At 32.5% G+C, this 16,075-nt stretch carries 4 protein-coding genes; all 4 read left to right on the forward strand.

Going from position 1 to position 16,075, the window contains the following annotated elements:
- The first annotated feature begins 21 nt into the window (after nt 1-21).
- The 4 genes from AB8B23_RS02820 to AB8B23_RS02835 all read left to right on the forward strand — a co-directional run bounded on the left by AB8B23_RS02820 (nt 22) and on the right by AB8B23_RS02835 (nt 16,055).
- Nucleotides 22-10,947 carry an autotransporter-associated N-terminal domain-containing protein gene (locus AB8B23_RS02820; RefSeq protein ID WP_369713307.1) on the forward strand — a complete coding sequence of 3,642 codons (10,926 nt, stop codon included), beginning with the start codon at nt 22-24 and terminating at the stop codon, nt 10,945-10,947.
- Between the two features lie 304 nt (nt 10,948-11,251).
- Entirely contained in the window at nt 11,252-14,629 is a 3,378-nt protein-coding gene (locus AB8B23_RS02825) for a DUF4132 domain-containing protein (RefSeq protein WP_369713308.1), read from the forward strand.
- Between the two features lie 44 nt (nt 14,630-14,673).
- On the forward strand, nt 14,674-15,051 hold the full coding sequence (locus AB8B23_RS02830; RefSeq protein ID WP_369713309.1) for a hypothetical protein: 378 nt from the start codon (nt 14,674-14,676) through the stop codon (nt 15,049-15,051).
- 26 nt (nt 15,052-15,077) lie between these two features.
- Nucleotides 15,078-16,055 (forward strand): FAD:protein FMN transferase, encoded by a 978-nt coding sequence (locus tag AB8B23_RS02835; protein WP_369713310.1) that lies wholly within the window; start codon nt 15,078-15,080, stop codon nt 16,053-16,055.
- The last annotated feature ends 20 nt before the right edge of the window (nt 16,056-16,075 follow it).

The raw sequence follows: 16,075 nt of genomic DNA on the forward strand, positions 1-16,075 counted from the left end.
ATAAAAAGGAGAATTTAGAGTATGAGTAACAATTTAAAACAGGCAAAAAAAGATTTAAAAGCCTTTGCTAAAAGGGCTAAGAATGTGAAGTACACGGAATCGTTGCTATTCACGTATCTAATAACGGGGATGATAACTTTTTCAATTGGAGTGAATACATCTTCAAATGTGCTTTATGAACGTGCAAACAAAGAGCTTATAATGTCAGCTGACAAAACACGTACCGCCATAAAGAAAGCTAAAAAAGAAAATGAAGAAACGATAGAAGAATTGAATCTGGAATTAATTCAGCTGATGGAACAGGGAGACCATGTTGTAAAATCAAAATGGGAATCATGGCAATTTGGATCAAATACTTTTATGTCAAAGAATAATGGAGCTTACAAAGGAAGAGGAGATAAGGCTTCAAAATATCCTTTTGAGGGAATTTATAGACGTGGAAACTGGGGAGAAACTGGAGCTTTGTCAAATAGAAGAAGAGCTGTAAATCCATCAATTAATTCATCATCTGTAGGATCAACATCTTATGGGTTAGCTTCATTATTACATGTTCAAGAGCCAGAAGTAGAAATTCAAATAATGGCAAATGTACGTCCAAAATCTGTTTTAAAAGAAGAAATAACAATTACACCACAGATTGATATGCCAAGGGAAGTAGTAAGACCATCAATCAGCTTGAATGTTAACACGCCTCTGGAAGCACCTGTGTTAACATTGCCTAGACTGAATCCAGTAACTATCAATGTTCCAAATCCACAGGAACCTGATACACCACCAACAGTAACTGCACCAAATATCACAATGAATTTGTCAACGCCATCAATCAGTCTGAACATTGCACCGCCACAGTTGAACATGGAAATAACGCCACCATCGCCTACAGTAAATACTTTGACAATAACACCTCCGAGTGTTTCAGCAGTTAGTGCAATTAGTGTAAATAAGCCGGCTGCACCGAGTGTTACACCGCCTAATCCAGTAGTAAATCCAATAGTTTTTGCTGTTCCACAATTGGAAGCATATGGAAATTCAACAAATGCTGTCAGAACAATGAATGCTAATACAAATCTAACGAATCCTGTTTATAGATTAAGTACAGCTAAATATGCTCCTGATTATCGTAATGGAAAACAGAATGCAATAGGAGAATACATGACTAATAGCGGCTCTTTTTATTCGGGTGAGAATACAGTTATGTATGTTGATGTAACTAAGAGAAGAGCAATAACTTTAGATCCAGGGCTTCCAAGTGGTCAAGGTGGAAGAGATAATCCTGCATATTCATTTGAAAATAAAGGTAAAATATATTTAGAGGTTAAAGAAGTTGCAGGAATTGAAGTACAGCCAGATACGTGGAATAATCCACAAGTTACCGGAATAAATGGAACAACTGGACTTATAAGCGGAAATAAATCATTACAGGTAGCCCTTTTGTTTACAGATGAAGGGACAGGCAGCAGTATTACAAATAAACATACATTACGGAATGAAGGAGAAATTGATTTAAGTGGAAATATTTCAGCAGGATTTGCGACTAGTGATTTCCAGAGTGGTGTAAGTGTAAGTACTATTGCAATTAATAATGGAAAAGTAAAGATTAGTGGAGATAATAGTCATGGTATGGTTGTTTCAAAAACAACGAAAGCTTTAGGACCTGATTCAAGTTTTATGAATGGAGGAGCTGGGATAATTGATGTAATTGGAAATGAATCAGGAGGTATGACAGTACTTGGTAAAATACAAGGCGGAGCAGTTAATAATGGTACAATTAACATAACTGCTAAAAACTCTTTTGGACTTTACTCTCAAGTAGATTCTAATGTAAAAAATGCTGGGAATATAAACATTAAAGACGGCTCTACAGGAAGTATGGGAATAAGAGTTGGTAGTACCTCAGCAACTAATATGTCCAATGAAGGTGGAACTATTACTATTAGCAGTAAAAATGGTGGAAATATGGGAGTTTATTCAGCAACTGCAGCATTTGATAATAAAGGTGCTATTAAAGTTGAAGGAAAGAATGGAAATATTGGAATGTATTTCAATGGAACAACTGGGACAAACAAGAATCAGGGGGCAATTACTGTAACTGGAGAAAGTGGTTATGGAGTGATGCTTAATAATGGTTCGACATTTGAGAATCATGATTCAATAACAGCTACTGGAAAAGATTCTATGGGTCTTTATACAAAAAATTCAACTGCTACAAACAAAAAAAATAAAACTATTTCAAGTACAAAGCACCATGCAGTAGTTCAAGATGGTGGAACGTTTACGAATGAAGGTACTGTTTCTACTGATGCTGGTGGAAAAGTAGCACTATTTACTGAAAATGGAATATTTACAAACACATCTGATGGAGTAATTTCGGCTAAAAATGGTGGAATTACTATGTTTGTAAAGAATTCCCAAGGAACTGTATCTGGGAAAATTAATGTTGGAGATTCAACAAAGAATGATACAGGAATAGGAGTATACATGGATGCCGCCTCAACTAAGACAGTAACATTTAACGGAAATGCAGAGCTTACTTTGGGGAAAGGTACGGTTGGATTGTATGCAGAAGATGCAGATAAGTTTGGTACAGGATTTGCCATAAGCGCTTTAAAGACTAGTGTTGGAGATGGAGCGGCATTAGCTTATTTTGGCTCTACAGGAACAGGAACTATAAGTTCTGGAACTTTATCTAACTTGACAGTGCTTAAAATGGGTGCTAAATCAACACTTCTTTATGGAGATACAGGATCGAAAGTAAAAGTTGATGATGATATTGACATGACAACATATTCAAATGTTGATGAAACAGCTCAGTTTTTAGTATCTAATCAGGGTACTGCTACAATTAACAGCGGAAAAACGATAAAATCTAATTTGAAGACTACAGTTTCAGGACTAAATGGAGCCAATATAAAAAATGAAGGTACAATTGATATGACAGCAACTGAGGAAGCTGTAGGTATTTATTTAAAGGCATCTACAGGAACAAATGAAGCGTCAGGAACAATTACTGTGGGAGAGAAAAAATCAATTGGGATTTATGGAATAGAAAATTCTACATTGAAAAATAAAGGTACAATTGAGACAAAAGATGAAGCTTCTGTAGGAATGCTTGGAGATAAAAGTACGATAGAAAATGCTTCAGGGGGAACTATAACTACGGAGAAAGAAAAATCGGCCGGAATTTATGGAGCTAATGAATCTACAATTAATAATGAAGGTACAATAACTGCCAAGGAAACTGAATCAGCCGGAATTTATGCAGATGACAGTCAAGTTACAAATGCTTCAGGAGGAACTATAAGTACTGAAAAAGGAAAATCGGCCGGAATTTATGGTGTATTTTCAAAAACAAACAAAATTGAAAATTCAGGAACTATAAATGTAGGAACAGTATCTTCTCCAAGTAGTGAAACTCAAGGAGTGGGAATCTATGCCCAGTTAAAAGCAGGAGCTACAGGAAATTTAACCGTAGAAAATAAAGACAAGATAGAAATCAGCATAAAGGATTCAATTGGGATTTATGCTCAGAATGAAACTGGAGATGACAACAGGATTGCTGTTACGAATGAAAAGGACATTGTCTCAACATCAAATGCTGACGGAGCAATTGGGATAATGGCGAAACAGTCTAAAGTTACTAATGCAGCTGCAGGTAAAATAGAGCTGGAAGGAAAAACTTCTGTAGGAATTTACGGAACAGTTAAGTCTGTACTTCAAAATCTTGGAACTATTCATCTTAAAAATACAGCAAATGACTCAAAATCAGTCGGAATGCTGTCAGATGGAAAAACTATCACGAATGACGGAACTATTAAGATGAGCGGTGGTGCCTCTGCCGGACTGCTTGGTAAAAATGGAGCTACAGTAACAAATAATACAAGTGGAACTATTACAGTAGAAGGGCAAAAATCAGCTGCAATCTATACTGAAAATTCTACACCTGTAAATAAAGGGACAATAAATGTTGAAGGTAAGGAATCAGCAGGAATATTTGCAAAAAATACTGATAATAAGGACTATACTATCGAAAATACAGGAACAATAAACTTAAAGGGGACTGCAACACCTCCTGGAACTCAGTCAGCTGGAATATATGCTGAACTTGGTTCTGGAGCAGGAAAAACAACAGTGTATAATAAAAACAGTGTAGTTGTTGGGCAAGAAAGTTCTGTTGGAATATATATTAAAAATAATTCAGGAGACAGAAATAAAGGAAAAGCCATAAATACAGGAACAATCGATCTGGATGTTGATAGTACAGTTGGAATTTTTGTTGACAAGGCGATTGGAGAAAATGAAGGCGTTATAAATGTGAAGAAGAAAAATTCGGCAGGAATGTATGGAAGCAATGATTCTGAAATAACAAATAAAAAAAACATAGTTATTTCAAGTGAAGATTCGGCAGGAATGTACGCGTTAGACTCAAACGCGATGAATGATGAAAATGCGAAAATAACGATAAACGGTTCTTCAGGAGCAACTAGCGGATCGGCAGGAATGTATGGGAAATTATCTAAAACATCGACTAGTAATTACACAATACTGAATAAAGGGGCAATTGAAATTGAAAGTGTAACGAAGAATGTTGGAATTTACGGTGAAGTTGAGAAAAGTGCAACTAGCAAACTGACATTGCAGAATGACAAGGATATAAATATTGCCGTAGGAAGCAAGCAGTCTGTAGGAATGTTTGCAGTAAATGATGAGGACAATGACAAGGATAAGCTGGAAGTAGTCAACAATGATAATATTACTGCAAAATCCGAAGAATCCATAGGAATATCAGCTCAGAAAAGTACAGTTAAAAATGCTGGAACTATCACAATGGAAGATAAGAAATCAGCCGGAATTTATGGAAGCAAAGGATCAAAAGTAACGAACGAAAAAGAAATAGAAATAAAGGAAGAAAAATCAGCCGGAATATATCTTGAAGACAGTGATGCTGTAAATGCTGAAAATGCCAAAATTACAGTTCATAAAGGAGAATCAGCTGGAATTTATGGTAAATTTACGAGTGGATCAAAAGCTGATAATACTATTGAAAACAGCGGAGAAATTATACTTAAAACTGGAACTGGAAAGAAAAGCGCAGGTATCTACGGGGAGCTTGAAAGCACAGCCGCTAAAAAGCTGACAATAAGTAATAAAAATAAAATAGAAGTCGATATGGAAGAATCTGTTGGAATATATGCTAAAAATGGAAAATCTTCAAAGACAGACTTAGTTGCAGAAAATGAAGGAATAATTGAATTAAAGTCGAAAAAGGCTGTTGGAATGCTAGCTGATAAATCTGTAGCTAAAAACAAGAATGAAATTAATATTTCTAATGAAGAAGCTACAGGAATGTATGGAACAAACGGATCAGAAGTGACCAATACATTGGATGGTACAATAACAATAGAAGCACCTAGTTCAGGAAATGATAGTAAATCAACAGGAATCTATGTTACAGAATCAGGCACAAAAGGTGTAAATGACGGAAATATCATTATAAAAGGTAAAAAAGGTACTGGAATGCTAGCTACTAAAAATGCTGAAATTATAAATAATGAATTGATTCAAGGACCTTCAGATTCAGTAGAATCTGTAATTGGAATGTATGGTGTTGATAATGGAACTAAAGTAATAAATGAAAAAAATATTAAATTGCATGGACAAAAATCAACAGGAATATTTTCTAAAGATGACGCTGAAGCTAAAAACAAAGGAACTATAATATTAAAATCTACATCTAAGAATTCTGTTGGAATGTTTGGTTCATCAAGCGCTTCAGGAAAAACTATCAAACTGCTAAATGCAGGAACGATTGATATAGAATCTGAAAGCTCTACAGGAATGTTTACAAAAAATAAAGGAGATTTAGGAGATTCGACTGTGGAAAATGAAGGAACAATTAATTTAAAGCAAAAGAACACAGTAGGGATTTACACTCCAAAATCTGATATAAAGAAAGTAGGGAAAATAAATCTGAGTGATGATGCAGACTCGTCTGTTGCGGTATATCTTTCGGATGAAGCTAAAGCTAATACATCAACAGGAGAAATTGATCTGAATGAAAAATCACAAAATCAGGTTGCCTATTATGTAAAAGGAACAACAGCGACAGATACAGGAAAGCTCTACGGAGGAAACATCGGAAAGATAAAAGGATATGGAGTTGGAGTTTATCTTGATGGAGGAACTCTGGATGCAAACACATCTAAACTTGACTATACTGCCAATGGTAATACAGGAAAAGGAATAATCGGACTTCTTATGAAAGGTAATGCTGATATTACAGCTTATACAGATGAAATAAAAGTTGGAGATTCAGTACTGAGTCCCGATGGTTCAAATGATTTCTATGCAATCGGAATATATGCTGATGGACAACAGGCTAAAAATATGACTGCGAATATAACAGCAGGTAAAAATGGGGTTGGATTGTTTGCTGAAAATAAAAGTAACATCACTTATGCAGGAACAATGAATATTGGAGATGGAACTACAGCTGGAACAGGAATCTATATTGGAAATGGAACAGATGGTAAATCTGCTTCAACAGTAACAATTGCAAGCGGAGCTGATATAAAACTTAACGGTAAAAATGGAGTTGGTGCCATAGTTACAGGTGGAGCAACTGCCAACTTTGAGTCTGGAGCAAAAATTGAGTTTGGTGGAGATGGAGTAGGTATTTTTGGACAAAAGGGTGCAATTATTAATGATAACGGAGGAACACTTGTTACAAATGGACATTCTGTAGAAAGAACAAGAATAACAGAAGGAAGCTCAATTACATCAAGTGATTTGACAATAGCTAACGGAAACGCTCTTGAAACAGGAAATATTCTTTCTCACGTTATTAATGGAGAAGCTATAATACAATCAGGAGTAACTGTTGAAGCCAAACCAAGTTCAAAAAATATTATTGGACTTATGGCAGATGGTAATAAGAATCCTGGGTTAACTTGGGTAGGAACAGCAGGATATGAAGCTGAAAATAAAGGAAAAATTGATCTTTCAAACGCAGTTACAAGTACTGCGATGTACCTTGATTCTTCAAGAGGACTTAATACAGGAGAAATTATTATAGGAGACAAATCTACTGGAATCTATGGAATTTATAACAAGACAACTGCAAACTACAGCGGATCGACTACCAAAAATATTGGGACAATAACAACTGCAGCAACTTCTAAAATTGAAGTTGGAGATGGATCTGCAGCAATTTATTCTGTAGGATTTGATAAAGTTGAAAATAAAGGTGAGATAACAGGTAAAGAGAAATCTGTGGGAATTTATGCGACAAATGCCCCAGCAGACGGTCATAAAGCAATAACTATTGTAAATAATGGAGATATAACGCTAGATAAAGGTTCGGCAGGAATATATGTTTCTCCTAAGACAGCAACTTCAGGAGCCTCAAAAGTTACAAATACTGGAAACATTACAATTGGAGATTCCATTGTGAATACTGTAACTGGAAAAGTGGAAACAACTTCGGTTGGAATGTATGTGGAACATAAGACTACTCTTGATACAACAGGAGACGTAAAAGTTGGAAATAAAGGATTTACATTATATGGAAATGATTCGACAATAAATGTGAATGGCGGAAACTATGACTTTTCAGACAGTGGAAGTCTTGCCTACCTTGAAAATAATGCGACACTTAACTACAACAATAGCGGGACATTGACAACATCTTCAGAACCAATGCTGTTCATCATTGACAGTAAGGCAAAAATGAATGACAATGATATCATCGTAACTTCCAAAGGAACAGGAATTTATATGAACGGAGTATCTGAATTTAGCGGATGGAATGAGATAATATTGAATAATGGATCTACAGGTATTTATGTAGATAATTCATCGGCTACTATTACAGGTAAAAAAATAACGGGAATATCTAATAAGGCAAAAGGAATTGTTTCAATAAATTCTAATGCAGTAAACAATGCAAATATGGAATTTTCAAGTGATGATTCGATTGGAATTTTCTCGCAGAATAAATCGACATTTGTGAAAGCAATTGTAAATAATGGAAATATAAATATTACTGGAAAACGTTCGATTGCAGCATATCTGGAAGGTACCATGGAACAGTCGTTTGAAAATACAGGTACAATAAATGTTGATAAGACCACAACTTCTGTAAAAAATGATTCTACAGTTGGAATTTATGCACAAAGTGGCTCTAAAATCAATATAAAGAACAGTGGAAAAATAAATGTTGATGAAGCTTCGTTTGGAATATACTCACTTAGTGAAGATGGAAATGTGGAAACTACAGCAAGTTCTGAAATAAATGTAGCTGATAAGGCAATTGGTGTGTATAAAAAAGGAGGAACTGCTAATTTAGGCGGAAAAATAAATGTAGCAGATCATACAGCGACAGAAGTGAATAGTGAACCTGTAGGAGTTTATGGAACAAACGGAGTAGTAATAACAGATAATACATCTGACTTCGTTGTTGGAGATAAATCTTACGGTGTGATTCTTGCAAATCCTGGATTTAGCAGAACGAATGTTTATTCAAATTCTTCTTCAACAAATGTTACTCTAGGAAAAGAATCAACATTTATTTATACTGAAGGTAAATCAGAAGTTACAAATAATGCTACTATTACATCTGGAACAAATAATGGAATTATAGCAATATATGGAAAAGATGGAGCAAATATCCTAAATAACGGAACAATTGACTTATCGCAAGGAATTGGAAATCAAGGAATTCTTGTAACAGGGACATCAAATGCTATAAATAGAGGAACAATAAAAATAGGAAAAACTGATAAATCTGATCCAGATAATATTATTTACGGAATTGGAATGGCGGCTATTGATGGAGCCTCTGTAACAAATGAAAGAGATATTTATGTTTCAGGAAATTTAAGTATTGGAATGTATGGGGATAAGAGCGGCACAACTTTAAGAAATAATGGAAATATTTATCTTGATGCTTCTGGAGCGACTTCAACTGACAAAATTCAGACAATGATGGGAGTATTTGCGAATAATGGTGCAACATTTGTAAATACAGGAACTATAACTACAGTTGGATCGTATGTAGGTAACAGTAACGTTCAGGGACTTGTGGGAGTTGCTGTATTAAATGGAAGTACGTTGGAAAATTATGGAACAATAAACATTGATGCAGATAATAGTTATGGGGTACTTATAAAAGGTACAGAAAGTAACAAATCCGTGATTAAAAACTATGGAAATATTAATATTAGTGGACTTAGATCTTATGGTGTCCGTTATGATGGAAATTCAAAAGGTGTAACTGGAAATGATCTTCCAATAGGAGATGATGCAACACCTGCCAATACATTACCTGCGATAAATTCAGGAGCTGGAAAAATAACTTCATCAAATGGAGCTGAAGATTACTATGCTCCTAAAGATCCAAGCAAAACTATTGGAGGAACGGGAATTGTGCAGTTGCCTGATGGAAGATTGGCAATCCAAAGAAACGGAGTAATATTAGATGAAAATCAAGTTCAAGTAATAGACTATACAACTCCAACAGTAAATTATGCATTATCAAATTTTGGAGTATATGTGGATACACTCGGAAGAACAAGACCGATTAATCTGGACGGAGCAACTGATATTGGAATAAACAGTGATCTTCTGATAGGAACAGAGTTTTCTGTACTTACAAATAAGAAAGATGTAATAATAGGAAGACAAATACTGCAGCCGTTTCTTGATCAGATAAATGCTGGAATCTTTAACTTCACACCATATTCAGCTTCACTAACGTGGATGGCAACACCTGAAGTAAATCCGGCAACACAGCAAATTACACGTGTACTTATGACAAAAATTCCTTATACAGCTTTTGTAAGAAGAAATGGAAATGAATTTAATTTTGCTGACGGATTAGAGCAGAGATATGATGCTAATGCTCTTGATTCAAGGGAAAAACTGATATTCAACAAGCTGAATACTATAGGAAATAATGAGGAAGCCCTGTTGGCACAGGCTTATGATGAAATGATGGGACATCAGTATGCAAATGTGCAGCAGAGAATATTTTCAACTGAAAATCTTTTGAACAAGGAATTTGACTATTTAAGAAACGAATGGGATGCGAAGTCAAAAAATTCCAATAAAATAAAGGCATTTGGAATGAAAGGAGACTACAAGACTGATACTGCAGGAGTTATTGATTATAAGAATAATGCCTATGGATTTGCCTATGTACATGAAGATGAAACTATAAGGATGGGTGAATCAAGTGGATGGTATGCAGGAGCAGTTAAGAATAAATTCGACTTTAGCGATATTGGAGGTTCAACAGAAGAGCAATCCATTGTAAAAGCTGGAATGTATAAATCAATACCTATTGGAGATGATCATAATAATGGGCTAAACTGGACTATTTCAGCAGAAGGATTCGTGGGGAATGGAGAAACTAAGAGAAAATTCCTTGTAGTTGATGATATCTTTGAAGCTAAATCTAACTTCCATTCATATGGAACAACTATAAAAAATGAAATTAGAAAGAATATTAGAGCAAGTCAGAGAATAAGTATTTCACCATACGGAAGCTTAAAGCTTGAATATGGAGGATTTAGCGGAATAAAAGAGGATATAGGTGAAATGCGTCTGGAAGTTAAATCAAATGACTATTATTCAATTAAACCTGAAGTTGGTGTAGAATTTAAGTATAGCCAGCCACTTGCACTTAGAACAAGATTTGTTGCAAAACTTGGACTTGCTTATGAAAATGAACTGGGACAGGTTGGAGATGTTGATAACAAGGCAAGAGTCCGTTATACAACAGCTGACTGGTTTAACATAAGAGGCGAGAAGGATGACAAGCGTGGAAGTGGAAAAGCCGATCTTAATATAGGAATAGAAAACACAAGATTTGGTGTAACAGTAAATGCTGGTTATGATACAAAAGGTAAGAATTTAAGAGGTGGAATTGGATTTAGAGCAATCTACTAATTTAAGTTTTAATCTAATTAAAATAAAGTTCAAAAAAAGATTTATAAAGGGAGAGTTATTTCAGAATAAATGGAATAGCTCCCTTTTTTATATTTTTTCTAAATTTTTCAAAAATTAAGAATGAAAAAATATTAAAAATGTAGTATAATATTAAATAAGTAAAATGTCGCAATTAATATTGCAATTTATGAAATTAAAAAAGTAAAGTTAATTCTAATTAATTCGGTGTTGAAGAAATTTGGATTTAAACTGAATAAAAGATATTCTTGAGAAGAAAGAGCTATTGGATGGAGGATATTTTATAATGGTTAGGGATGTAATGATTGAAGATGAAGCTGTTAAGGTACGAATAAAGACTATATGTGAGGAAATCAGGGGATTCTTGAATGGAAGTGGAGAGCTTAGGGGAAGAGTTTTTCGAAATGTTTTGCAGCAGATTAACGATTCTCAAATGAGAGAAGTGATGGAAAAAGAGGGCTTTCTTGAAACAGAAGAAGGGAAGACATTATTAAAATATTTTGAGTATATGTATAGTAATTTTTCTGATGAGCTTATTAAACAGTTTTTAAATTTTCCGCTAAAATACAAAATCTTTAAAATATTGAATTTTTCAGCTGAGTTTGTTAAGAGAGATTTTGAAAATAATTTAGAAATAAAGGATAAACAGCTCTTTTTAAAAAACTGTAAATATTTTTTGAAATATTTTGAAAATCTGGCTAATGAGTATATAGAAAATTATTTCTTGTATTCAGATAATTTCTTGCTAAAACTGGGAATTATTATAATTATTAGAAACATTAATTTGAAAAATGAAGAAGAAATAAAAAAACTGGATACTATTTTTGTAAATTACATAATGTACAAAATTGATAAATATAATATAAATATAATATTTGAAAAACATTTAGATAACAATGGATTTAAAAAATATGTAAAAAATATTAAAAGTCTAAATATAGGAAGAATCAGAAAATATATGGAAAAGATATTTTTTGATGTAATAAAAGAAAATGAAAGTGTATCGAAAGTCCTGTTTCAAGGGACTAAATTACTTATTATGGTTTCAGAGGTAGAATTTTCTTCAACAAACAATAATTACTACTATAAGAATAAGATATTTGAAAAATTAAAGAAAAACTTTGAAAAATATTCTTTTTCTCAGAAACAGAAACTTTATTTACTTGTTAATTATGGCATGAGTATTATTTTTGAAAATTTTAGAGATTCACAGAAAATGTATGAGCTTCTAGCAGAAACAATAAGGGAAAACTCTGAGAATGCAGTTGAGTTTATTCGGGATAATCTTAATGAAGATAGAATAAGTTATTCATTTTTACTACATTTTCTTATAAAAGAAAATCTAATTGATGAGAGAGTAAAAGATGAGCTTCTAGAAAAATCTGAGGATATGATGATACAGAAATTGAAGGAAATATTTGATACCAGAGTCTGGAAATGGGATAAAATAGAGCTAAAAAATCTCGAATTTTTGAGAAAAGATAAAAATGAATGGGAAAATATAAGGGTAACATGTCTTGGAGTAAAATCTGGAAATATTCTTGTCTCAAAGGATAAAATAGTATTTTCACTTTTAAAATATTCCAAAGTTTATAAGAATATCTTCCAGTTTTTCATAAACTGTGTTGAAGGAGTCGAGTTATTTAACAATATATTCGATAGGTTTAGTATAGTTTATGAAATTAAGGATTTGCGTGAGATACTTGATGAAATGTGGAATTATGAACTTTCTATTAACTTTATAAATAAAAAATATTTTGAATATATTGAAAAATCAAACTGTAATAACTATAATAATAAAATTTGGATAGAATTTCTTCACGAGCATGAGGAAGAGTTGTACAGAAGCTTTCATCGGGATATGATTTCTGAAAAAAATACAGAAAACTATGTGGAAATTCTTTATATCAAAAATAATACATTCAACTATAATCAGCTTCCTTGCCTTTTAACCAAATCGAATCGAAATACTGCATATAAGATTGAAAAAATTCTAAAGGATAAGCAGGAAACAAGAGAAGAGATCGAAAAGCTGTTAAAAACTGGAATAGAGGAGATTGCACTAGAAACAGCAGGTAATCTTGTAAGATATTGGAATAATGTACAGGCAAGGAAAAAGTTGGAAAATCTGTCAAATCCAAGGGGAATTCTTGAATATGTTGAAAGTTTGTATCTTCCAAAGCATGAAGAAAATGCGGTATTTAGCAAAGAAATTGACTACCATTCAGTGAGAATGAATGATAGCAATGAAAAAATTCCTGCTAATCTTTTGAAACTATATATTTCAGAATATATCTTATTGAATGAAATAAAATCTGTTGAAGTATGTAATAAAATTGAAAAGATTGTTCATAAAGGTGATTTAAGAAGATTCGTAGAAAAAATTTTTGAGAAATGGAAGGATCTTAGATTTAATCCCAAATATAAAAATCTTTTTATTCCATTGATATTGACTGCTGATATGAAACAGCTAGATGGAGTATCGATAATTATCGATATACTTGTAAGTGAGTATAATAAAGTTGCAGTTGCGGCTTATGGTATAAGGGCACTTTCTTTGCGGAAAGAGATAAAAGAGACAGGAATACTTATAAAAAGCTTTATTGCAAACTACAAGGACAAACGAATAAAATCAGCTGCAAATGAAGCTCTTGACATGATTGCTGAAAACAAAGGTATAAGTCGAGATGAGCTAAATGATATCCTTGTACCTGATTTTGGATTTCAAAATAACAGAGTAAGGATTCTTGATTACGGAACAAGAAAAATAAAGGTTGAGATTGATGCTTTCTCAAATCCGTCTGGAATAGTTATTTATGATGAGAATGGAAAAAAATTAAATATGTTACCAAAAGCAAATAAAAAGATTGGAGATATTGAAAGCATAGTTGAAAAATATAGAAGGGAAATTAAATACATAAAGAAGCAGCTGAAAGAAATTTATATCTCTCAAGAGATTAATCTTATAAAGGCTCTTTTCTCACAAAGAAAATGGAAAGTGAAAAAATGGATGGAAATATTCATACATAACCCTGTAATGCAAAAATTTGCAATTCAGCTAGTTTGGGAGGAAATTGATCAAGATAGTAATTTAGTCAATACGTTCAGATATTCTGGAAATAGAAGCTTTTTAGTTTCTGATGAGACAGAACATGAACTTGATAGTAAAAATAATATAAAGCTTGTTTATTTTCCTGAAATTTCTCAAAGTGAAACAGAAAAATGGAAAGAAAATTTTAGAAAAAATAAAATCATACAGCCAATAAGTCAGTTAAATATGCCTATTTATAAAATCACAGAAGAAAAACAGAAAAATAAAGAAATTGTAGATTATAATGTAAAGGAATTTTCTGTAAATATATTTAGAAAGAAAAGTCCAAATTTAGGATTTGAGATTAATTATGAAAATAATGGAACAGGTTATGGAAGCCATTATTTAGATAAAGAAACGGGAATAAGCATACTAATTATAACAAGTCCATTTTTTTCAGGAGAATATTCAAAGAAGCTAAAAATAGAAAAAATATTATTTTTAAAGTCTGATATAGAAATATGCTATGAAAAATCTCTTGAAAGCCAGGAAATAATTCCGTTGGATATAAAGGAAGTTCCAAAAAGACTGTTAAGTCTGGCATGTCTAATGGCTGAAACTTTAACTAATTAAAAATTTTTGAATAAAAATTAAAAAAATAATAAGGAGAGAAAAATATGAATGGAAAGAAAAAGATAATATTATTTTTGGGGGCAGTTTCGTTAATTGCCTTTGGGAACTATAAGCAGTTTTTAAAAAATAAAGCAGAAACTGTGGCAAAAGAAAATAATAATGAAAAAGCTGCAGCATCAGTTGGAAATGTACAAAAGCAAAATTCTCAAAATAAAGAAGCTATGGCAGAAGTAAAATCTGTTCAACAGCCTCAACAACCTGTTTCACAGGCACAAGATAAACCATCTAATCCAAATTCACAAAATCTAAATGAAAAAAAACCTGAAACTAATCAAAATTCAGATGAACAAAGAAATAGTGGCGATTTAAAAATGGATTCAGATGTTAAAGACAAGTTTAAACTTGATACAGCAAAAAAATAATGCATAGAGTGTGAACAGGTGAAAATATGATGTATAAAGTTCAAGTGCGTTCATTATTTCATTCAGACATAAAAATTAAAATACCCGAAACCTATGATGAATCAGTTTTTGATGAACTGTTTGGAATTTTGGAGGATGTGAATGAAAAATACAATTCCTATTCAGAAAATTCGGATATTGATAAAATAAATAAAAATAGTGGGCATTTTGTAAAAGTAAATAATGAAACCATAAGTATTTTGAATAAAATTATTCATTTATCAAAAATTATTGGTGGAGAGTATGACATTACAATAATGCCTCTTATAAGACTGTGGGGTTTTTATAAACAAACCCCCATTTTGCCATCTTTTGATAAAATAAAAAAAGCGAAAAGGCTTGTAGATTATAAAAAGATAATTATTGATAAAAAGAAAAAGCGGGTAAAAATTGAAAAGAATCAGGAAATTGTAACAGGTTCATTTATAAAGGCGTATGCAATAGAAAAAATGGTTCAGGAAATGAAAAAAATTGGGATAAAGGACGCAATTGTAAATGCTGGCGGGAGTAGTATCATTGCTATTGATGAATGGGGCATTATCGCTGAAAATCCTGAGGAAGAAAAAGAAATATTAAGAAATGCCAATGGAATGCCTGTAAGAATAACAAAGTATGGGTATAATGGAAAAAATGAAGATAATGATTTATTTGAAATAAAAATAAAAAATACAAGTTATTCCACTTCTAATCAGAAAAATACATATCTTTTGATAAATAACGAAAAATATGGACACATTATAAGTCCCAAAACTGGCTTTCCATCTCAAAATAAACAAGTTGGAGTAATTACAGAAAGCGCTTTTTTTGGAGATATTATTTCGACAGGACTATATAATCAGACACCAGAAAAATTTTATGAAATTATGGAAAAACTATCTAAAGAGATGGATATTTCAGGATTTTTGATTAATAATACAGGAAAGATATTTTATTTTAATATGGAAGAATATTTTTGTAGAAAATAAAAAAAGGAAGAAGGAAATAA

It is taken from the genome of Leptotrichia sp. HSP-342, assembly GCF_041199995.1.
Lineage (GTDB): Bacteria > Fusobacteriota > Fusobacteriia > Fusobacteriales > Leptotrichiaceae > Leptotrichia > Leptotrichia mesophila.

Excerpts from the sequence above, each read along its gene's own strand:
- AB8B23_RS02820 (WP_369713307.1), top strand. The coding sequence starts at position 22 with ATGAGTAACAATTTAAAACAGGCAAAAAAAGATTTAAAAGCCTTTGCT.
- AB8B23_RS02825 (WP_369713308.1), top strand. The coding sequence starts at position 11,252 with ATGGTTAGGGATGTAATGATTGAAGATGAAGCTGTTAAGGTACGAATA.
- AB8B23_RS02830 (WP_369713309.1), top strand. The coding sequence starts at position 14,674 with ATGAATGGAAAGAAAAAGATAATATTATTTTTGGGGGCAGTTTCGTTA.
- AB8B23_RS02835 (WP_369713310.1), top strand. The coding sequence starts at position 15,078 with ATGATGTATAAAGTTCAAGTGCGTTCATTATTTCATTCAGACATAAAA.